Origin of the sequence: Sphingobacterium zeae, assembly GCF_030818895.1 — a bacterium.
In the GTDB taxonomy this organism is placed as follows: Bacteria; Bacteroidota; Bacteroidia; order Sphingobacteriales; family Sphingobacteriaceae; genus Sphingobacterium; species Sphingobacterium zeae.
Map to the genome: position 1 here is coordinate 5,088,035 of NZ_JAUTBA010000001.1, position 20,285 is coordinate 5,108,319.

The 20,285-nt window shown below is 34.6% G+C and carries 21 protein-coding genes and 1 pseudogene; 7 read left to right on the plus strand and 15 right to left on the minus strand.

Going from position 1 to position 20,285, the window contains the following annotated elements; all coding sequences use genetic code 11:
* Window positions 1-44: 44 nt before the first annotated feature.
* Together QE382_RS21330 and QE382_RS21335 are read right to left on the minus strand one after the other, a co-directional pair.
* Entirely contained in the window at window positions 45-1,331 is a 1,287-nt protein-coding gene (locus QE382_RS21330) for a TlpA family protein disulfide reductase (RefSeq protein WP_307187679.1), read from the minus strand.
* A 267-nt stretch (window positions 1,332-1,598) separates the two neighbouring features.
* Window positions 1,599-1,973, minus strand: coding sequence for a hypothetical protein (locus QE382_RS21335; RefSeq protein ID WP_307187680.1), 375 nt, complete (start codon window positions 1,971-1,973; stop codon window positions 1,599-1,601).
* A 1,012-nt stretch (window positions 1,974-2,985) separates the two neighbouring features.
* Between QE382_RS21335 and QE382_RS21340 the strand changes: the two genes are divergently transcribed.
* On the plus strand, window positions 2,986-3,234 hold the full coding sequence (locus QE382_RS21340; protein ID WP_307187681.1) for a helix-turn-helix domain-containing protein: 249 nt from the start codon (window positions 2,986-2,988) through the stop codon (window positions 3,232-3,234).
* A gap of 281 nt (window positions 3,235-3,515) precedes the next feature.
* Entirely contained in the window at window positions 3,516-4,751 is a 1,236-nt protein-coding gene (locus QE382_RS21345) for an AbiH family protein (RefSeq protein WP_307187682.1), read from the plus strand.
* A 399-nt stretch (window positions 4,752-5,150) separates the two neighbouring features.
* Here QE382_RS21345 and QE382_RS21350 read toward each other — a convergent pair whose 3' ends face one another.
* Together QE382_RS21350 and QE382_RS21355 are read right to left on the minus strand one after the other, a co-directional pair.
* A complete protein-coding gene (locus tag QE382_RS21350; RefSeq protein WP_307187683.1) occupies window positions 5,151-6,200 on the minus strand; it encodes a serine/threonine-protein kinase in 1,050 nt (349 codons plus the stop codon).
* Window position 6,201: 1 nt separating this feature from the next.
* Window positions 6,202-6,675 (minus strand): hypothetical protein, encoded by a 474-nt coding sequence (locus QE382_RS21355; protein WP_307187684.1) that lies wholly within the window; start codon window positions 6,673-6,675, stop codon window positions 6,202-6,204.
* 407 nt (window positions 6,676-7,082) lie between these two features.
* On the opposite strand from QE382_RS21355, the pseudogene QE382_RS23650 reads away from it, so the two are divergent.
* The 5 genes and pseudogenes from QE382_RS23650 to QE382_RS21375 form a co-directional block, all read left to right on the plus strand.
* Window positions 7,083-7,318 (plus strand): annotated as a pseudogene (locus QE382_RS23650) (transposase); the annotation flags it as partial.
* Window positions 7,319-7,943: 625 nt separating this feature from the next.
* Window positions 7,944-8,192 (plus strand): hypothetical protein, encoded by a 249-nt coding sequence (locus QE382_RS21360; RefSeq protein ID WP_307187685.1) that lies wholly within the window; start codon window positions 7,944-7,946, stop codon window positions 8,190-8,192.
* A 32-nt stretch (window positions 8,193-8,224) separates the two neighbouring features.
* Window positions 8,225-8,509, plus strand: a complete 285-nt coding sequence (locus QE382_RS21365) for a helix-turn-helix domain-containing protein (protein WP_307187686.1) — start codon at window positions 8,225-8,227, stop codon at window positions 8,507-8,509.
* Window positions 8,510-8,520: 11 nt separating this feature from the next.
* On the plus strand, window positions 8,521-9,384 hold the full coding sequence (locus QE382_RS21370; RefSeq protein ID WP_307187687.1) for a reverse transcriptase family protein: 864 nt from the start codon (window positions 8,521-8,523) through the stop codon (window positions 9,382-9,384).
* Window positions 9,385-9,735: 351 nt separating this feature from the next.
* On the plus strand, window positions 9,736-10,407 hold the full coding sequence (locus tag QE382_RS21375) for a DUF8737 domain-containing protein (RefSeq protein ID WP_307187688.1): 672 nt from the start codon (window positions 9,736-9,738) through the stop codon (window positions 10,405-10,407).
* Here QE382_RS21375 and QE382_RS21380 read toward each other — a convergent pair.
* From QE382_RS21380 to QE382_RS21430, 11 genes are read right to left on the minus strand one after another with little or no spacing between them, the layout of a single operon-like run.
* Complete coding sequence (locus QE382_RS21380; protein ID WP_307187689.1) at window positions 10,397-11,026, minus strand: 4'-phosphopantetheinyl transferase family protein; 630 nt, start codon at window positions 11,024-11,026, stop codon at window positions 10,397-10,399. The two genes, QE382_RS21375 and QE382_RS21380, sit on opposite strands and share 11 nt — an antisense overlap.
* An 18-nt stretch (window positions 11,027-11,044) precedes the next feature.
* Window positions 11,045-12,208 carry a molybdopterin-synthase adenylyltransferase MoeB gene (gene moeB, locus QE382_RS21385; RefSeq protein WP_307187690.1) on the minus strand — a complete coding sequence of 388 codons (1,164 nt, stop codon included), beginning with the start codon at window positions 12,206-12,208 and terminating at the stop codon, window positions 11,045-11,047.
* Between the two features lie 2 nt (window positions 12,209-12,210).
* Entirely contained in the window at window positions 12,211-13,353 is a 1,143-nt protein-coding gene (locus tag QE382_RS21390) for a hypothetical protein (protein WP_307187691.1), read from the minus strand.
* Window position 13,354: 1 nt separating this feature from the next.
* A complete protein-coding gene (locus tag QE382_RS21395; RefSeq protein WP_307187692.1) occupies window positions 13,355-14,710 on the minus strand; it encodes a hypothetical protein in 1,356 nt (451 codons plus the stop codon).
* 5 nt (window positions 14,711-14,715) lie between these two features.
* Complete coding sequence (locus QE382_RS21400) at window positions 14,716-15,447, minus strand: outer membrane lipoprotein-sorting protein (RefSeq protein ID WP_307187693.1); 732 nt, start codon at window positions 15,445-15,447, stop codon at window positions 14,716-14,718.
* Window positions 15,448-15,453: 6 nt separating this feature from the next.
* Complete coding sequence (locus QE382_RS21405) at window positions 15,454-15,930, minus strand: hypothetical protein (RefSeq protein WP_307187694.1); 477 nt, start codon at window positions 15,928-15,930, stop codon at window positions 15,454-15,456.
* On the minus strand, window positions 15,927-16,211 hold the full coding sequence (locus tag QE382_RS21410; protein ID WP_307187695.1) for a ubiquitin family protein: 285 nt from the start codon (window positions 16,209-16,211) through the stop codon (window positions 15,927-15,929). Before QE382_RS21410 ends, QE382_RS21405 begins: the two co-directional genes overlap by 4 nt.
* 13 nt (window positions 16,212-16,224) lie before the next feature.
* Complete coding sequence (locus tag QE382_RS21415) at window positions 16,225-17,469, minus strand: ABC transporter permease (RefSeq protein WP_307187696.1); 1,245 nt, start codon at window positions 17,467-17,469, stop codon at window positions 16,225-16,227.
* 3 nt (window positions 17,470-17,472) lie between these two features.
* Window positions 17,473-18,159 (minus strand): ABC transporter ATP-binding protein, encoded by a 687-nt coding sequence (locus tag QE382_RS21420; protein ID WP_307187697.1) that lies wholly within the window; start codon window positions 18,157-18,159, stop codon window positions 17,473-17,475.
* Between the two features lies 1 nt (window position 18,160).
* Window positions 18,161-19,855 (minus strand): hypothetical protein, encoded by a 1,695-nt coding sequence (locus QE382_RS21425; protein WP_307187698.1) that lies wholly within the window; start codon window positions 19,853-19,855, stop codon window positions 18,161-18,163.
* Window positions 19,836-20,285 (minus strand): acyl-CoA thioesterase, encoded by a 450-nt coding sequence (locus QE382_RS21430; protein WP_307187699.1) that lies wholly within the window; start codon window positions 20,283-20,285, stop codon window positions 19,836-19,838. Before QE382_RS21430 ends, QE382_RS21425 begins: the two co-directional genes overlap by 20 nt.

A 20,285-nucleotide genomic window follows, 5' to 3' on the forward strand; every position in this document is an offset into this window, starting at 1 on the left:
AAAAAGGATAACAAAACCGATATTATATATTTTAACATGGTCGTTTATTCAATAGGTTTATAGAAAAATGGATACTCGAGCAGGTTTCTACTTTTACTGAGGATAAGTCCCTTCTCGGCCAACAGTGCTATCTTGCTGTCGGTATCCAAGTCATAGAAATTTGACGGCAGTAAAAGGTCCACTTTTGGAAGATCCTTTCCTTCGACCAAGACGGGTCTATCCAAAGTTGTACGCAAGAAATTCGCGATGCCAATGAGGTCTGCATTCTGCATGATCAGCGCAGAGCTTCCCTCTTCGATCGACTGCATTCGCATACCACCTTTGGACAAAATGCTTTTATTGGAAGGGTCAATTTTTAGGATATAGACATCCTGAAAATCAAATTTCAGTTTGACATCCACCCCAAAGTTATCGACCAATGCACGTCGAAACGCCTGGTTGATGCTGTAGTTGTCTACCGAGTCCCTGTTGAAATACTGATACCAGAAATAGGTATGCGGATCGTTCAGCAGTTTTTTAAATTTGTATGGCACCGAACTATGGAAGACATAGGTACCGTACACTTTATCTTTGAACACCTCCGGGAAAGCATGTTGATACATGGCTCTTACGGTAGTGTTTCCAGTCTGCAATAATGTCTGCCCGTTCTTATAGTGAACATTCGGATAAATGCTGTTGTAATTCACTTTATATCGCGCTATTGTCGAAGTGTAGGTCAACCCTACTGTATCGATCAATAAGGGCATTTCGACATGGTCGATCACCTTATTGAGGATATTTCTTTCACTTTCGAAAGGTAGTTTATCCGTCTTGAGCATAGCGCTAATATGCTGTTCGGACAGGCTCGCTGATGAGCTGGTTCCTATAAAAACACCGGCCTTGTTGATGATGGCTATACGCGGCAGTGTATTGTGCTCTATCAAAGCGGTAAAGACCGTATCATCCAGTATCGTTGGTAAGATCGGCGTATAGTTAAAATCAAACCTGTATTTTTCAAATCTCGTTTTTATACGCTTCGCTGTATCTTTATTACGCTTGCTATTTACGAGCAGAACGACGATATCATCTTTAAAGCGTTGCTGATAGAGCTCCATTTTGGGTATTCCCTCAATACAGGACGCGCACCCTGTGGACCAAAAATCCAATACAATCAGCTTGTTTTTATAGTCAGCAAGCTTTACAATATTTTTCTTTCCATCAAAATAATTAAGTTCTAATGGCATTTTCCATACAGCTTCGGGAATAGGATCACCGGGATTGAGCGCTGTGAGTCCATTGAGCCCATCGGCCCCGCTGTCCTTGCGGGGCGTCTGAGCTGATAAACTAAACATATGAAATACAGCAATGCAGGTAAAAAGCATTGTTGTATTCTTTAATACCTTTAATGAACAAATAATAGAATTAAAAAACATAAGAGCTAATACAATAAAAGCTCTTATGTTCTTCAATGCCTTTAAAAAACAAGATAAATAGGATTGAAAAACTAAGAGGAACACGATTACAAGAAATGTAATCTGTTTAACTGGAATATTGACTACCTTATCCAATAAGGCAGCGCAAAGATTGGCTCTTTTTGTCATCTGCTTATGGATTAGGTACTATTCTGCAATTCGGTTAAAAAAACTGTGGATCCTTAGCTTGGCTTCCAGATCGGCCGTAATGGCATCGGTAGGCTCTGCAAAGGTAAATGGCACCGCATCGATACCGATCTTGCGGAAATGCACCAGGAAATAAGCCATCAGCACACGGCACAGTTTCATCAAAACGGTATGCATTTGCTTTACGTCGGCAGCATCTGCCTGTGTGATGCCCTTTCTATAGTTTTCAAAGAGTTCCCACAGCCTTTCCTGACAATCATTTATTGTATGTTGGGACCAGAACTCCCGAATGGTATGTAATGGATCGTATCCATTGTCGTATATTTCATAACATGCTAGCTCAAAGGGCAGCAGATTGTTTGCGTGTTGGTTCATAATTTAGTTTCATCGAGTACGACAAACCTTTGGATGCTCGCTGAGATAAGGGCATAGCTTTCCCCTTCGCGATTTTTTCACGTTCAAAAGGCTTGTCATTGCACAGATCAAATGCGACCTATGCGAAATGGACAAATAAGATTAAAAGTCCGAAAAGCGCCGAGATACAATTTCAAGGCATAAATAGGGTTCATTATGGCGCTCCCTGTCGGAAAGAAGTAAATACCGACCTAACACAATATTGGATTGCAATTAAAACTGCAGGTAAAAAGTTTGGACTCAACGAAAATTTGCTTAATTTTAAGGTGCGAATTTTAAATCAAGCTGTAACATTGGCCAATATTACCTTTTAATGCAATTATATAAGTGTATAGGTCGGTGACAGGCGTATCAAGAGGGAAATTAACTGAACTGGGTTCAGCCGTCTTTTCATTTTAAGGAAAGTCAACACCTCCCCTTTTTATTGCTCTTTATAGCCTGTTTTTGATGGGGCGCAACCTATTCTGGTGCGCGGAATATGTTCTTTAAATGTGATTTGCGAGAATACCTCGACATCCTGTCTCTGATCGAATGCGGGCGATGGGTGGTGTTTGTTCGTTTCGTTCTCATAATCGTTTTGGTTTTTATGTGAACGAGTTCCAGAATAACGAAGGAATGAAACCTTGCCTTTCCCCACTCTTTCGCTAAAGCCCGTAAGCATTAGCTAGGCCTTAAGTAAACTTAAGGTGGTACCCGGAAGCGGCTACTCAGCAAGGCTCATTCCCGCGCGTATGCAAAGATACAATATTCGCAGGTAATGAGCTAACCTTACCGCCTCCTTCCCAGGTACCAAGTGGAAAGTTGGAGACTCGTCAATAATATCAAAGTGCTTAAAACACTTAATATTTTCAAGTTAACTCGATGCCCAATAATTAAAGGCATCAATAAAAAATCAGATAGCACATCAAAACTTAGCTATCACTAAGCAAATATAATTACTTAGTGATAGCTATGCAAATAATTTTAAAAAATTATGGGTGAAAAAATACCGAAAACTAAAATCGAGTGGGAAATTGTGAAATTGGTTAGAGAAATAAGGAATGCGAAAAACGTAAGTCAAGCGAAAGTTGCTAAAATGCTTGGAGTAACTTCAGGATATATAGGCCAAATCGAAATAGAAAACTCTCCCAGTATGTATACCTACGATCAATTAAACAAACTGGCAACAGGATTAGAATGTAGCCTAAAGGATTTTATGCCTGAAAAGCCTGTCATTATCTAGTAAGATAATAGCATCAAGATTGAGCAACGTCAGTAAAGTTTTTTCAGGACGAGAGAGTAAACGGAAATAAATAAAATGCTACCTTTTTCATAGTATAGCTAATCTAGTTTGATACTTAAATAGCTTATTAAATTAAATAAAAAAGTATAAGTGAAAAATATTTAAAGGCGTTGGTGATATATTTGTTTATCACCCCGACTACTTTAGTCGAGGCGATTCTATTTAGCCACTTTTTTTAGCCGAAAAATTTCTATATTTTCATTTCTCAATTAGAATTAACCGTGATAAAAGACGAAAGAATAAATAAGATATTTTTAATAGGAAATGGATTTGATTTAGCCCATAGATTGCCAACAAGATACATTGATTTTATAACCTGGTATTTAAAAGATTGTTGCTTTAAAGCAATTGAAAAAGGCTATTATAAAGATGACTGCTTGACAGTTAAGATCAATTTGGGAATTTTTCATAATGGAATACTGTCCGTGGAGAGGGAATTAGACAGATGTTTTGAATCAAAAGAAATCTGGGAATTTATAACAGTACATTCTCCTGGGTTAATTACATTTACTGGTGAGCATCGAGGTAGGTACGATCATAGTTGGACGATCAAGATCGATCCAGTTAATGAATTCAGCTCAAATTTATTCTTTAATTGCCGAAATGCCGACTGGAGTGGCATTGAGTATGAAATTAATAGAATAATGCTTAAGCAACAAGCGACTTTGGCTAAGTCTAGAACATTGATAATGATTGATAGAAAAACGGATGCCAGATATGTTGAAGCACTTAAAGAAATCAAACAATTAAATCTTTCGGTTTACCACTTAAAAGCGAAACTAATAGAATATTTAAAGCTCAATAATGAACCAGAAGAAAGTAAACATGAACTAATGTCAAATAAAAATCGGGTTGATTGGGGAAAAAAATATTATAAAAACGCTAATGGCCAAGTGTTTTGTGCCGACGTTCAATATTTTGGGAACAAGTGGGAGCTCAATAGAAATGTGCTATTTTTAAATTTTAATTATACTACTTATTTCGAAGACAAAATTGTCAAAAATTTAAAATCCGAGTTCAAGGACAATTTTACCTATTTTCAAACCATCTATATTCATGGCGATCTGAATCAACCAACCGATGAGATTGTATTTGGTGTAGGTGATGAGAACAAAGAAATCTATTCAGAAATAGAGTCCTTATATGATGATGACTGGCTCGTCCCGCTTAAATCATTTCATTATTTTAGAAATACAAAATATCAAGAATTGTTGGGATTCATTGGTAAGGGGGACTATGAAATTTATGTAATTGGTCATTCTTGTAGCACGACTGACAGAACCTTGTTAAATATGCTGTTTGAAAGTGACGCGTGTAAAAGAATCCATGTTTATCATTATAGTGGTATAGATTCCTATCTTACTTCAGCGTACAATATCGCACGTAATTTCAACGATAAGGTTAGGTTAAGAAGAGTATTACAACCATTTAACGAAAAATTATCAACAAAAAGCTAATAAGAGCGGTTAATCGTTTTTATTAGCTCTCTTCGCTTCTTTTACCCCTAAATGAAAGAGATGGATTAGTTAATCGGCCAATTTTATTTCATTCAGATTAAGCCGGTTCAGCCCAGGACGAAATGGTGAAGATTAAGGCTGAGAGTGGTAATGAGAGCGAGGAGACTATTGTGAAATTGAAAGGCGCTGGTTAGTCAGCGCCTTTACTCTGTATATGCAATATTTTTTAATAATTTAGTAATTACGATTTCTTTTCTTTTATTATTACTACTGTGTAATGGCCTTTCTCTTTAAAACAGACTTTCTCCATATCGATTTTTCTAACAGGTTTTTCCACCTTTGGTAAAATCGAATCTACGCGGGAAAGCGTCTTAGGGTTATATTTTACGACTTTAAATTTCACAGCTTCAATGCATGCTTTATTTTAGATAGAACGTTCGACTTCGTTAAATTGTTGTGGCAATAGCTTTTCTGCTTTACAGTTTTATCTTTTTTGATATCCGTTCTAGTTGTAAACATACTAATATTATTAGTATTCCCCAAATTTACTTCTATTTTATATAAATATTTATCAGAAATACGCTTCCATGTTAATATTTTATTATTTTCGGTGTATATCCAATCTAAATTATCTTCTACTGATCCTAAATCATTTAATAGGCTAAGTACAGAATCATGTCTATCTTCGATATTAACACTCATTGCCTTATTTACAAAGCCCCTCAGCTTTTGAGGAATATGCGGAAGGTATTTTGTTCTATCAGGAAATTTTCCAGATTCAATAGCGTTTTGTCGCTCTTCACTAGTTTTGTAAGAATAGAATTGATCGTTAAAAATTTTCTCTCCATTTAACAATCTATACAATGTAACCCCCGCAGAATATATGTCATAATGATAGGTTTTGTCAGCCATCTCATAAAACTCAGGCGGGATATGCTTTGAATATGCGCTATCTGGATTGGCATGTCCTAAGATGTTCATTGCCTTCGCTAACCCAAAGTCAGAAAGGTGTGCCTCATTAGAATTTGAAATGAGTACATTATCGGGTTTAACATCAAAATGTATAAGCCCTTTAGAATGAATATTATGAAGCCCCGATAGAAATTGTATTGAATAACGAATAATATCCCTAATCGAAAGATGTTCATGTTCACATAAACTTTTTAGCGATCCCTTTTCATAAAGAGGCATTGCTAAATAAACATACTGATCATCTGAACAACCGTAGAAGATTTTTACCACGTTCGCATGTGCTGAAGCGAATAGTATCTTGGTTTCTCTATAAAATTCTTTTTCATCAGTAAAATCTAATTTATTTATGCGCTTTATAACAATTTGTTCATCAAATTGATTATCGTGCGCAATAAATACCTGTGAATTCCTTCCTTCCTGACCAATCTCTTTCTTTAGTTCAAAGCTTAAATTGGTAGTATATTGTCCCAAAGCCATATTAGATACTTAGTGCACTTATTGCTGCCATTATACTTTCTCTATGCTCTAACTTAAGATCTTTCCAATCATCAATTCCTTCGAAATCCACATCTCCTTCGGCATAAGGCTTAAACTCATTTCTTGAAATTCCAAGATGAGATGCGATGTTGGATATTTGACCTATATAATATTTTTCAATAGTTGAGCTCGCAAATAATTCCTGTATTACACCTTCTATATATACACGCGGTATACTAACCTTTCTAGCATTTGATTCTGTGATTCTTATGCATGCGTAATTTACTTGGTACTCATTTATGATATCACTTAGTGTATTTCTAATAAATTTTAGTTGCTCAGGTGTTTGCATTGACTTCGGAGACTTTACAATATCAATCGTTTTTACTTCTACGCCATCATTCTCTAAGCTAACAATAGAAAAAAAAATTGTTGCTGGGGTAACTCTGATCCCAATTGATTTCTTTGCTTTCATATTAATAAGGTTAATTATCCGAATTTATGAAATAAAATTTAATAACAAATACGGTTTCCCTTATTCTTTATCTCTTGAGATGTTTCGCTCGATTACATAAAAAACGGTGGAAAGATCGGTTGTAATTCTAATGGCCTCATTGTTATATGTATAAAGGGGTTACTTAAAATAAAACGTGCAAAATCGAAAGGAATAAGTAAAAATACAGTCATCCATTCTCACCCGGAAATGAACGAAGAATTTCCTAGTGCCCAGGTAGCCCAGTTGGGTTCAAAAATTGGATTATCAGTAATTATAAGGTGCCTTCCTATCAAGGCAGAGGGGTTGGGAGATTGATTATAGATAAAATGCAAGAGATTTATATGGGCTTTCACATGCAGATGTTCATATAATAAAAAGTCATTTGTAAGGTTCGCAAGATTATATACACGACAATTTAGTCGAGGGAATGGACTGTCAGATACGAAAAATCATTAAGTCCAAAGGGACCTTAAGCTCCGAACAGGCACTAATGAAATTGATGTATCTGATCATAAACGATATCGCAAAAAAATGGACGATGCCAATGCATAACTGGGCTTTGACCATATCCCAACTTTACATTAGATTTGGGGATACATTCAAGCTGGAAAGAGGCTTTTAAGTTTTTAATCCAATGACAAAGTTGGTGTCACATTCCCCTTTATTTTACAACTTGGCATTATTATGCAGCTAAATTCCTACAAAATAATGATCCCACAGGAATATTATTTTTTAAGTTTTGTTCCTTTAGGAATATTTTATATATTTGCACTATAGTTCTTTGAAAGGCTTTTATAAGCAACGGTAATTAGCATCCAAACGTCTAAAGTATATACGACATATACAACCCTAACGGGAATTTGGGGAGCATCAGCTCATCATCACAAGAAGACACCAAGTTAAGGAAAGCACCCAGGACAGTCCTGCACACAATTCTTTTCGGAAGTTATTCTAATGAATTCTAAAAAAAATCAATAATACACTATGTATACGATAGGTAAATAGAAGCCTACCGCACTAGTTATTAGACCACGAGAGTAATCGAGTCGGTAGATGACAAGCCCATACTAAAGCATAGATCTGGCTCTATAAGCCTTTAAACTTTATGTAATAATGATTCAATCATGTTTTTATTTGATTGGAGCAGGATATTGTAGGAATGGAACAAACGAACAACGTTTATGGATTTAATTACCCCATTATAGATGAGCAGGCATAATGGTTTGCCGTATTTAAATTCTAACATAATGAGAAAAAACTGCTTTAAAAGCACAGATGATCTTGTACTAGGTATAAGAACCATCCTATCAAAGAACCGTTGTTCGTTTTCAGTTGAAGAACAAGTTCTTTTAGAAGATTGCATCACCAGATTAGAAGAGACAAAAGATACACCTTCTTCCGATCCGCAGGTCAAACTCGAAAATTTAAACGTGTTAATAACACTGATGAGAGTTTTTGCTGCAGCAAAACATTTAATTGATTTATTTTTCAACTAACATTCCTACATTTTTCACAAATTTTTACTACGATGGATATTGGTAATACTATAAGAGAACTAAGAAAAAAGAAGGGACTTAAACAAAATGAGCTCGCACAAAAAGCTCATTTAACTCAAGCGTACCTTTCTAAGATCGAAAACAATTCAAAGGAAGCTACTATCAGTTCACTTAAATCTATAGCTGAAAGCTTAGATATTCCTTTACCTATCCTCTTCTTCCGTTCAATGACTATTGAAGATATAGACCCGAATAAAAGAGAAGCTTTCGAAATATTACTACCTTCTATAAAAGGTATGGTGGACTCATTTATTTAAGATTATACAGGATGCTAGACGTTAAAATACTATTAAGGATATTAAATACGGATAACAATTCTATAGATTCCATACTTAGGAATATCGACCGTTATTATTATTTGAATTCGACTCCAAAGTTGGATAAACAAGGTAATCAATTATATGACAAATATAATCGCCCAAGATCAAGAGATATATACCCAGCGATTGGTAAATTAAAGGTAATTCAAAAATCTATACTGACTAAACTGTTATCTTGTATTAAACTACCTGACTACGCATTTGGCGGAGTAAAGAATAGAGATAATATTTTGAATGCAAAACGACATCAAGGCAATAAATTTTTCTTCAATACTGATTTAAGAGGATATTACCCTGGAATAACAAACAAACAGGTTTTTAATATGTTTGTTAAGTACAAATTCGCACCTTCCGTGGCACACAATTTGACAAAATTGACCACCTATAAAGGCATGTTGCCTCAAGGAACACATACGTCTCCCTACATTGCTAACCTTGTTTTTGCGGAGGCTGGTTCTAAATTACAAGAGTTTGCTAAAAACAATGGTTTGACCTTTACCACTTTTGTAGATGATTTGACCTTTTCTTCAAAGCAGGATTTTAAGCATCTTATACCAGAAATAATTGAAATTATCACTTCTAGCGGATTTAGAATCAGTCATAACAAAACGTTTTACCAAACAAATAACCCTAAGGTGACCCAAGTGATTGTAAAAAATAATTGCCTATGTCTTGATTCTTACTATCAAAAAAAAATAGACGGTTTCAATGAAACGGAGTTAATGACACCAAAAGCACTTGGTACTATCAATTATTTTGAACGCGTAAAAAAGATTGGGCGTACGAAAAAGAAGAAGATTTTTAATTTATAGAAACCGCGAGCTGTTACAATTTATGAGACTGTAACATGAACTGTGTCAATGGAATAATTCAATAAGATTATTTATATTCAATTATTCAAACGACACGGTCATGAAAGAAAAAGAATAAAATCATTACAGGCCGCACAGCGCACTAGATGATTTAATTCCCTAAGAGTTTGTTAACTTACAACTCACAAAGCCCGGAACTCCACTTTTGACTGTCTGAACAGCGGGCAGGACGTCAAGTGTCCATTTTATCGTCGCACTTCCAGTAAAAATAATATATTATTTACTTGAGAAATTTTATTACCTTAAGACAAGTCTATTGACTTAACAAAGTCATATATTTACTAAAAAAACATGCTATTACAGTTTTTATTTATTCTTGTAGCACTTTGCAGTTTAATTTTGATCTACTTCGGAAGTGGAAAAAATAAAGAAATAATCATATTCTTTATATGGCAAATCATCGTTGGTATTGCTGTTTTCAATGGCTACTTCCTTAAACATCCCATCTATTTTCCCATTTTAATGCTTATTACCCTGATAATTTCTTTTTGGACAATTAACAAACAGGATACCAACAAGATAAACAGCAACTATCTATTACTTATTAATGTACTTAGAATACCAGTGGAATATTTCCTTTTGCTACTCTATTTTAAAAAGAAGATTCCTGTTGAAATGACTTTTCTTGGGTGGAACTATGATATCTTTATAGGCTTTACCGCCTTGATTATTTTGCTGTATCTGTGGATTCTAAAAGGAAAACTACCTCGGAATATATTAATTTCATGGAATATCATAGGACTTTCATTTTTATTATTTATTGTATTTATTGCAGTTTTATCTTCTCCAATCCCTATCCAACAGTTTGGATTTGACGCACCCAATGTAGCAGTTTTAGAATTTCCATTTTATTTACTTCCAACTTGCATTGTGCCAATAGTTATGATGTCACATATTATTTTTATTAAAAAATTGTATAAAGAAAACCACCTTAATACCACACAAATGAACCCTAAAAAGTAAACTTTGATATTACGGTTTCCAAAAATATTTTATCATTAGACGATTTAACTGCCATTGTGAAAATATAATCATTTTCGATAAAGCAATCCTTAAATAAAAAACAGTCATTGTCCAGCTCTATATTATTGAAATTAGTCAATAATATATCGGTAATATATTTACCGCTAACTTTGTATAGTGCTTCTGTTCTGGTCCACTGTTGATGGAAGTGACGGTTCCAGTTTTCATTAATTAATATAGCATTAGCAACTTGGTGTGAATATATCATGTTGATCGAATCTTCATGAATAACTGCAGTGTATTGCAGGTCAATACCTATTGGATTATCTGACAGTGCAACGATCGTAATATTTTTCGAATGCGATATACTCAAATATAAATTACACCCACCTTTGTAAAGAACATGAAGCCTTTTACTGGAGGAAAACCTAATCAAATTTGCATCAAGATTATATTTATCAAACAATTTGAAACACAACACCTTACCGGATGCAGAGAGCAAAGTATCAGTCGGATTCTTGAAAGAGAAAATATCTAATTCCATCGGAAAAAAATCCTCAAATTTCTTGTACTCTTCCAAAATCAGATGGGAACTCTGTTCTCTGATGTCTAAATACATAATTGAGATCATATACACTTACATAGAACAAAAAGTTTCGTAGTCAATATATGGTGGATATTTGCTTTGATCAGTGCAGTTACAATAAAGACAATTTGGATCTTTTTTAATATTCAATTGCGAGAAGCTTATTGGTTTAGAATTCACTACCATAAGCTTCGAGGTCATGTTATCAAAACCAAGTATAATATTAATGGCTTCTGTCGCACAAAGTAAGCCTATTAACCCTGGTAATACTCCCATTACACCAGCTTCGGCACAGTTCGGTGCAAGTTCCTTGGGAGGAGGCGAAGGGAATAGACATCTATAACATGGTGCTGAATGATTATATGCAGGCCAATACGTAGTGAACTGACCTTCAAATAGAAAAACCGATCCATGAATATTTGGCTTTTTAAACTTTACACATGCATCATTAATTAAATATCTCGTTGTAAAATTGTCAGTTCCATCAATCAAAATGTCATATTCCGTAATTATTTCTTCGATATTTTCAGAATTTAACCTTTCATTATATGCATTAATTTTTATAGTCGGATTTAATTCTAATAATCTTGATTTAGCAGACTCCACCTTGGAACTGCCAACAGCAGCATCTGTATGAATAATTTGTCTTTGAAGGTTGGTTCTATCAACAACATCACTGTCGATTATTCCGATATTTCCAACACCAGCTGCTGCGAGATAAAATAATAAAGAAGATCCAATTCCACCTGCACCTACAACAAGCACACTGGATTTTAATAATTTTGCTTGCCCCTTTTCTCCTATTTCTGGAATAAGCATATTTCTCATATACCTTTGGCGGGCATCTTCGCTTAAAAAATGAGGAATTTCAAATGGGAAACCTGAATTCTTCCACTTCGCAAAACCTCCCTCAACTGATTTTACATTGGTATATCCAATATCAATGAGGTTTTTTGCTGCAAGCAATGAACGCTTCCCCGATTGGCACATAAGGAAAATCGAGCTGTTGATATCAGGCACAATATTACCAATTTTCATTTCTAACATTCCCTTGGTAATATGCATGGCTTGAGAAGGCAAGCCCGACTTCACTTCGTCGATTTCTCTAATATCTATTAATACGGCCCCCTTACTAAGCTCATCGATAACTTCCCTCACCTCAATTTCCGCTACCACGGATTTTAAAGAATCTAAATACTGATTTACTTGACTCATAATTATTTCATATTTGAATTAGCATGACACGAATAACATTGGTATGCCTTTTTGAATAATACTGAATTAATACCATGCTTAAGTTCAGGTTTAGGATAAGTGTTGATATTATTTCTGTATATCCTTATTTCATCAAGCATCTCTTTCCTCTTTTGATAAGAAGCTCGATAAGGCCACGCATTAAGAAGTTTTGACTTTTGTAATTCTAAATAATTTGTGATCATGTTCATCGTTTTTAAATTTTCGTCAAATTTCTCAAGCTCCTCAGCTGACCATTCCCCTTTCTGTTGTTCAATAGTCCAATCAATTTTTTTTAAATTGACATCAAATTTATAAATAGGACCCAGAATTTCTGGAAATTTGCCACCGATATCTGGAAGTGTTCCCGGGACAACCAATCTTTTGTCATAGGTCCTTAATATAGTTTCCATTTCCCTATTTGTAAAAGTGTTTAAAGGATCCTTATAATTTGTAAAAACAACCATTGGCATAAGTAGATTCCATACGGGGATAACCTTTAAATCTTGCAAATTATAGGATACAAAATCAGATGCTAACTTATGGGCAATTGGATCATTTAAATTGTCACCTCTTTTAAATCTTTTTTCAATCTGATTTACCAAAACAAAAAAGCCGTAAGCACGATCGTTATATCCATTTATTGTGTAAGCATCCCTAGCAATCCGATACGCTTCCGTTATCATGGCATTCAATTCTTTATTTTCAAAATCTTTTTCACCGTCTTCAATTCTAGAGAAAAGACCTATCCTATTATCTCCGTTGATCGTTTTAAAGTCAAAATTCTGGTCTAAATAATTGCTTACCAATGCTGTTATATAAAATGAATAGTATTGCATTAACAACCTGTAATTTTCAAGATCGTTAGACGATTTAAACTTTCCATTTTTATATGATTCCTCTGAACTATCAAAAGTTTTTTTAAAAATTTGAAGATAAATAGGAATACTATCTGTGATTTCCTTTGAATCAAAATTCAGTTTACGAAAATAGTCGGGTCTTATTCCACTTAAAAAATAGGATTGAACGTTAACATCTGATAATTCCTGTTCATCAGTTTTATTGCAATTTGAAAATCCAAGTGCAAGAAAAAATATACCTACATAAACAATTACTTTTTTCATCATATTACAATCTATAGATTAATCCAGTCATAATTTGGTTTTTGACCAGTCTTCCGAAATCTGTTTTTGTATTGCGTGTTGGATTAAACAGTACTGTGGTAAATAATTCCAGCCGATTTGAAAGATTGTATTCTATTAGGGCAGATAACTGCTGTGATTTATCATCTAAACAGTTAAGATAACGAACGAAAAAATTAAGCTTTCCAAATAGGTCATTTTGTCCAAATTGACTGAAAATGTAATTTTTTCTAATGAACTGCATTCCCGGATTAATTGCTCTTCCCATGTTGCGATTAGATAATTGCTCACTTATATCAAAATTATAATCTGACGCTTGATAAATCATTGTCCAATAACGATCTAACTGTGAGCGATTGTATCCTATACCGTTATGATAATATTCCAAATTTAATGTAGGACCAAAGTTGAATGTATAGGACATTCCAAATAACCCTTGCACATAAACGTGACTATTTTCCTCACCATTTACCATTTCGTAATTAATAATGTCTCTAATTTCAGGTGCCATCGGAATCTGCGAATAGAAGCGGTTTGGTTTATATTTCAAATTGGCATCTATCCAAAAAACAAGTGAATTTCCGACTGTCTTTTGACCATAGGTTCCAACTCCCCATCTCTTAGACTCATCTATTGAAAATATCAATCCATTTTGAAAAGAGCCTGAATAAAAGTCTACCTGTACACCGTATTGTCTTTTAAAATCGAAGTAAGGTGCCACATAGTACTTATCCTCACCTTTCCCCAAATTTGCGATTAAATTTATATTCAGATCTTTAGTTGCACTAAAAGCTATTTCGAAAAAATCTTTTGGAGCAATTTCCAGTTTTGGATTAATTGGATTAGTCTCTATAAAGAATAAATTACTAGGATTTGTAATCAATGAAGTTCCTATTGTCTTAAAATACCTACCTCCACTCAACTTGACTTTAGTTCCTAATTGAACGTCTGCTTTAAACTTTTGAAAGAAAAAATTATCGAGTACATATTCTTTGTTGATCTGATCATATTCTGTATTTAATCGCGGCTGAATATCTAATTTAATATTATCAATTTCAAATGAGATTAGCGGCCTGAAGTAAGCACCAAAATCTCCCCTGTCCAATTTGGCAACTCTATTTTCAAAATTAACAGTATGCTCATTTTCTCGAAATCTAAGATTTCGAGAAAATGTTAATACGTCCATTGAAAAGGAGGTCTTTACTTTACCAAAAATGGAGCGATTATTACCAACACTATCAATTTCCGGTTTTACTTCATCCTTTAAAACACCCTGTGAGTAAACAGTTGAACTCCCAAAATAAATTGAGACAAATATTAGAAAAAAAAGAACTTTACTCATAATTTCTATTTTTCAAACTTAGAAAAACTGATAGCCTTAAATTCAAAATCTGTGGACTCTAGAGTAGTAAAGTCATTCATATTTATATTATCTTTTATAATCGTCTTACTCACCATTTTCGTTGGAACACCACCCATTGAGACTGTTGAATACTCAAATGTTGCAACCTTGATTAATTTATCCGTTTTCCCATAATACTCAGCTTTTAAAGCGGTATGATCCACCTTATTAATCCAATACTTTATCTTAAAATACGACACAAAATTATTATTCGCCTCAAGATCAAATAGATAACAACTGATACCCTCCAACTTTGTCTCCTGTACATTAACAATCTTATAATCTATTGAGTAATTGGCATTCGCCACATCAGCGTTAGAAGCCGAACCTGAAAGTCTCTGTCTGCCAGATATAGCAATTGGCCTGTCTAGTCCCTTCTTGGTAAACCACATATTGTTATTCCTAATAAGCAGACGCTGGCCTTCAAATTTTTTGGGTGCCAGAAATGAAACCAGAACCAGCTGGTCTTTTGCAGTTGTCTTCGCATCTACATTTATTGCAATTTCATTCTCAAGCTTATTTTGTTTAAAATTTAAAACTTTGAGCTTCCAACTCACATTTTCCAGTTGGCCCGCCCTATGCAGATCTGCATCTTTTAGGATCTTTACATTGTCAATTTGTCCAAATACGATCTTTGAAAGAACGGAGATTGATAGTATTAATAATAGCTTTTTCATAATTGATTAATTAAACATGTTCAGACCCAATATTGAAGCAATCAATCCAGATATTAAGGTTATATATGCTCTGAATATATATCCTTCATATCGTTCAGTTGCTTCCTCATCTAATGATAGCTGCAATTTTGACCAGGTTCCAAAGGTTCCATACATGGTTAGACCAGTCATTGTCATAAGTAATAAAACCTTTAGTACAAGCATAATCTTAGCTGGGCCTACTAAGGGAGGGCCTAAAATGGTTAAGCCGATACCTGATATCCATAATAATGAAATGCCTGTATAAACACTATAAAAAACGCGAGTTCCTTGACCGATGATAAAGCGGAATGGAAACTGGCCTTTTTTTACACTGTCCCGCGCCGCTGGCCAATCAATTACAGCGCCCATATACACAGCCCCTACCCAAAGAATTGTTGCAATAAGATGGATATTTAGAAAGGCTATCCGCAGCACTTTAAACTTTTCATTAATTTCCATCATCCCCCTGCTCTAGATAAGAGTAATCGAACTGTATCATTGTTTTCCAACTTCGTATACAAACCATCTAAAACTCTAATATTCTCTTCTCCAATGAAGAAATTTAGATAGGGTCTTACATTTCCATTTTCATCCAGAATTCTGGATGAAAATGTTGGATATTTTGAATCTAAATAATCAACCAAATCACTAAGTCGATTCCCCTGAAATTGTATTAATTTTTCATTACCAACATAATGCGCTAATTGTGCTGGAAAATTTAAGGTCACAGTTGTAGTTTCCATACTAAGTAGTCTTTTAATTATTATACCTTAATGAATCTATTACCTTTTGTTTTACAATCCTTCTAGAAGCAATAAATGAAGACAATACACTGACAACCAAAAATATGACGAACGTAATAATCATTTGAGGTGGAGAAGGTAAAATTGCTATGGGAACTTCAATCGAAGCCACCGGAGGAATAAATGTTATATTCAGAACTAACAAAATAACTTTTACCACCATTAAAGCAATAACACCTAAAATCCCGCCGATAATCCCCATCATTAGGCCTTCTATACAAAATAATTTTACCACATTATTTTTTGTCATCCCAATGGCCCTTATGGTACCAATTTCTTTGGTCCTTTCATTTACGTTCATTTGCATCGTGTTTAACACTGTAAGCAGCACAATAACAGAAATAATTACTGTTAAAACTCTGAAAATTACACCAAACATGGTTTTAACCTTTTCATAAGAAGCCGACATTTTGTTCCAGGTTTGAGATTCAACTTTATATCCCTTTTTATCCAGCGCTTCTATAAGTCTTGATTGGACACTTTCAATATTATTTAAATCATCAATGGTTACCGCTATCCTCATAGCCCCGTCAGTATCATACAGCCGCTGTAAAAGGGATAGATTTGATAGCAAAAATTTGTCATTTGTTGCTGGATTACCTGTATTGAATATTTCTCCAATAACAATATCATTTGCATTAGCAATTCCGTCTTTGGTAGTAGTTAATAACGTCATTTGATCTCCTTTTTTAACCTTGAGATTTTTGGCCAATTGTTCTGAAATAGAAACTATCTCATCATTTTTTTCAGAAAGCTCAGCCAAATTAGGGTGATTCAAACGGCCATCAATATCCGTCTTGAAAAGAATTTTCTCATCTGCAGGAATAACACCTTCTGACAAAAATATAGTGGAAGACGTCCCATTACTTATCATTCCATTTATCGAAATTCTCGGAGTTGCGAGAGTCACACTGTTATCCGATCTAATGGTTTTTAAAATATCTTCCAATTCAGATTTGCTCCAAAGAAATTTCTCCGGATTCATTTTACCATCCGACTGGAATCCCACTTTTTCTATGCTGAAATGCCCCAATCTCTCATTTACTACAGCCTGTTCTTTTAACCGTGAAAAGATATTGGCCAACATTCCACCTATTGTGCCGAGTGCTGTAAATCCCAACGTGATAATCAATATCGTAACAATAGATCTTTTTCTATTTCTTTTTAAATTCCTAGATGCTAATTTTAAATAGTTCATATTTTAAGCTTTAAGTTCTCCGTCCTTTAATTCGATGGTGTAATCAACTTCCTTTATAATATTGGTATCATGTGTAGAAAAAATAAATGTGATCTTCTTCTCAACATTTAATCTTTTCATTAGTCCTATTATTTCCAGTGCAGTTGTACTATCCAAGGCAGAAGTTGGTTCATCTGCAATAATTATTTCTGGATCAGTAATCAATGCCCTAGCAATTGCCACTCGCTGTTTCTGCCCACCACTCAGTTCATTTGGTTTGTGGTCCATATAGTTGCCGAGCCCCAATTCTGTAAGAAGATTTTTAGCTTTAGAAATAACTACTCCTTTGTCATATGCTTTTCCTTGGATTTCTAATGGGAACATCACATTTTCCAATGCACTCAATACAGGTATTAAATTGAAATTTTGAAATATTATTCCAATTTTATTGGATCTAAAATGACTAATATCAGTGTCAGATAAATCACTGACTTCCCTACCGTTGTATTGAATCTTTCCTGAAGAAGGAAAATCAACAAATGAAAGGAGATTTAACAAAGAACTTTTCCCACTACCAGAGGGCCCAATAATGGCAATAAATTCGTCAGAATTAACAGTCCAATTAATATTCTTTAATGCGTGGACCGAATTTTTTCCGACAGCGTATGTTTTAGAAACATTTTGTAGATCGATGAGTTTTTTCTTCTCCATATTAATTATTGATTACATTGATTAGATCGTCATAACTTCCAAGTCCTCCTTGAACAGAAATTATACGCTTTACCTTTAAATTGTATTTTTTTATACTTTTATCCAGAAATTGAGCACGGCGCTTAAGCTCTTGCTTTGATGCGTCGGAATAAGAGTTAGCGGCCTGTCCTACAAAAACTCTTTTAAAAGGTCCATTCCACATTAATTCAGATTGTATAACAGTTTGATAAGAAGGAATATACGCAATAACCATATCATTTGCGTGGCGCCCCAGGTCCGCAGTATCGCCCCCCAAATAATAAATCTCCAGCTCCCCTTCTGCTAGGATGGTTTTACCACCAACTTCATTGACATTTATAGGTATTGGGTTTAGTGCTAAAGCATCAGGATTCAAATGGTGTTCGTTGGCCAAAGCTTCATCGATGACAGATTTCCCATTCTTACCAATTATTACATTTTGTGTTTCATACGCAGCTTCTCTAACTCCTGAGGCAATTGCAGAATGGGTATGACTTACAATAACACCAGAAATTTTTTGGCCTGGAAATTTTGATTTTGTGGCGTTCAACACACTCCTCGTCCAGAAATTGTTCAGCGTTGGTTCGAAGAGAAATATTCCTTTAGAGGTTTTAATCGCTACACTATATAAGCTATGATCCGGCCTGCCAATAATTTTGATATGTTCACCAACTGTCTGATTGGGAAGTCCATATGGTGTCAAATCATGATCTTCAAGTATCCAAGCACCATTGTTCAATGGCTGATCAAATAACAGTCCTTTATCAAACCATCTGTTATACCATTGTGAGTATATAAAGCCCATCCATCCATTTGGCGTATCATAGGGGACCGGGGACTGAATTCCTGAGATCTTAAAAATATCCTTAGGGAATATTGGATTTATTGAAATATCTGAAATTTGCTCCGATCTGAACATTCGACCACCTAAATAATAATGGAATTTCGTAGGAACGTTGAACCCATCTATGTCCCGCCAGTCAGAATATTGAATCTTATATTCAATATCACCTTTTAAAAAATCAGATTCCTTGATTGTACAATTTAATGGCAAATTAGATATTGGATCGAACTCGACAACATAGTATAGTCCTTGCACTATTGTGGGAATCGAAATCCTATTATCCTTAATTTCTTTGACGTTATTTTGCAATGCTAGCTTAGCCAGAAATAAAGGATTCGTCATTTGACAATTTTTTATCATTGCTTCAATTCTACTGGCATTCAGGGATTGAGGATATCTCATATTAAGAAAATAGGATTTAAAATCATATTCTCCGGAAATCATTCCTTCTTTATCATTAATAACTATATTAATACCTCCCGTCTGATAGCTGAAGGGCTGCTTAATTTCGAACTGAGTAAATTGGGCAGAAACCTGCCTATTATCCAGATTCGATTTTACCAAATAAGTGTAATTATTTGTGTTTATAGGATTTACATACAGTACAGATGGTTCATCCCATTCATAGGCTGCTCCGACAACTTTATAAGACATTGTAGTGACATCATTAACCATACGTTTCGATGACAGAGCCTTTAAAAAACTATCTAAATTTTCGACTTTCAGGGTTTCATTGTCCGCTTTTTTACAGCCAAAGGATAGAAAGCACATTATAATATTGAGGATAAGAAACCTGTAAGTCTTCATAAATAAATTAAATATTAAATTCTTCAAAAACTCTAAAGATGGATTTTGGGTATTCCACAGGGGTCAGTCTGTCGTTCATAAGACGCATAGCCATTGTACTTTGAGCCCCCCTAGCCACCAATTCATAGTCACCCGCAATATTTATTTTATAATATTCAAAACGCATTAATAATCGGCTGCTGCTTTTCGCTTCAAGAAACATCTTAATCACAACCCGGTCAAATGCAAATAGCTGAGAAATGTACTCAATCGAAAGATCCAAAGTGATCAAGGCCAATCCGGAATTTACTTCATCAATTATCTCGGGACAGTAATCATAGAGGAAATGTTCTCGACACTTCCCCTGCCATACAGCATAGTTAGCAAAGTAAATATTACCCACCACATTTGTTTCCTCAAAGGTGGTTATAAATTCATATTGATAATAACTCCTATCTGGAGAATAGATCATCGGCAT

What these genes read in the sequence shown, in the direction of transcription:
- QE382_RS21370 (WP_307187687.1), top strand. Translation starts at nt 8,521, where the DNA reads ATGCTAGACGTTAAAATACTATTAAGGATATTAAATACGGATAACAAT.
- QE382_RS21340 (WP_307187681.1), top strand. Translation starts at nt 2,986, where the DNA reads ATGGGTGAAAAAATACCGAAAACTAAAATCGAGTGGGAAATTGTGAAA.
- QE382_RS21330 (WP_307187679.1), bottom strand. Translation starts at nt 1,331, where the DNA reads ATGTTTAGTTTATCAGCTCAGACGCCCCGCAAGGACAGCGGGGCCGAT.
- QE382_RS21420 (WP_307187697.1), bottom strand. Translation starts at nt 18,159, where the DNA reads ATGGAGAAGAAAAAACTCATCGATCTACAAAATGTTTCTAAAACATAC.
- QE382_RS21350 (WP_307187683.1), bottom strand. Translation starts at nt 6,200, where the DNA reads ATGGCTTTGGGACAATATACTACCAATTTAAGCTTTGAACTAAAGAAA.
- QE382_RS21335 (WP_307187680.1), bottom strand. Translation starts at nt 1,973, where the DNA reads ATGAACCAACACGCAAACAATCTGCTGCCCTTTGAGCTAGCATGTTAT.
- QE382_RS21405 (WP_307187694.1), bottom strand. Translation starts at nt 15,930, where the DNA reads ATGATGGAAATTAATGAAAAGTTTAAAGTGCTGCGGATAGCCTTTCTA.
- QE382_RS21380 (WP_307187689.1), bottom strand. Translation starts at nt 11,026, where the DNA reads ATGTATTTAGACATCAGAGAACAGAGTTCCCATCTGATTTTGGAAGAG.
- QE382_RS21430 (WP_307187699.1), bottom strand. Translation starts at nt 20,285, where the DNA reads ATGCCGATGATCTATTCTCCAGATAGGAGTTATTATCAATATGAATTT.
- QE382_RS21395 (WP_307187692.1), bottom strand. Translation starts at nt 14,710, where the DNA reads ATGAGTAAAGTTCTTTTTTTTCTAATATTTGTCTCAATTTATTTTGGG.
- QE382_RS21355 (WP_307187684.1), bottom strand. Translation starts at nt 6,675, where the DNA reads ATGAAAGCAAAGAAATCAATTGGGATCAGAGTTACCCCAGCAACAATT.
- QE382_RS21415 (WP_307187696.1), bottom strand. Translation starts at nt 17,469, where the DNA reads ATGAACTATTTAAAATTAGCATCTAGGAATTTAAAAAGAAATAGAAAA.
- QE382_RS21390 (WP_307187691.1), bottom strand. Translation starts at nt 13,353, where the DNA reads ATGATGAAAAAAGTAATTGTTTATGTAGGTATATTTTTTCTTGCACTT.
- QE382_RS21410 (WP_307187695.1), bottom strand. Translation starts at nt 16,211, where the DNA reads ATGGAAACTACAACTGTGACCTTAAATTTTCCAGCACAATTAGCGCAT.
- QE382_RS21375 (WP_307187688.1), top strand. Translation starts at nt 9,736, where the DNA reads ATGCTATTACAGTTTTTATTTATTCTTGTAGCACTTTGCAGTTTAATT.
- QE382_RS21400 (WP_307187693.1), bottom strand. Translation starts at nt 15,447, where the DNA reads ATGAAAAAGCTATTATTAATACTATCAATCTCCGTTCTTTCAAAGATC.
- moeB (WP_307187690.1), bottom strand. Translation starts at nt 12,208, where the DNA reads ATGAGTCAAGTAAATCAGTATTTAGATTCTTTAAAATCCGTGGTAGCG.
- QE382_RS21365 (WP_307187686.1), top strand. Translation starts at nt 8,225, where the DNA reads ATGGATATTGGTAATACTATAAGAGAACTAAGAAAAAAGAAGGGACTT.
- QE382_RS21360 (WP_307187685.1), top strand. Translation starts at nt 7,944, where the DNA reads ATGAGAAAAAACTGCTTTAAAAGCACAGATGATCTTGTACTAGGTATA.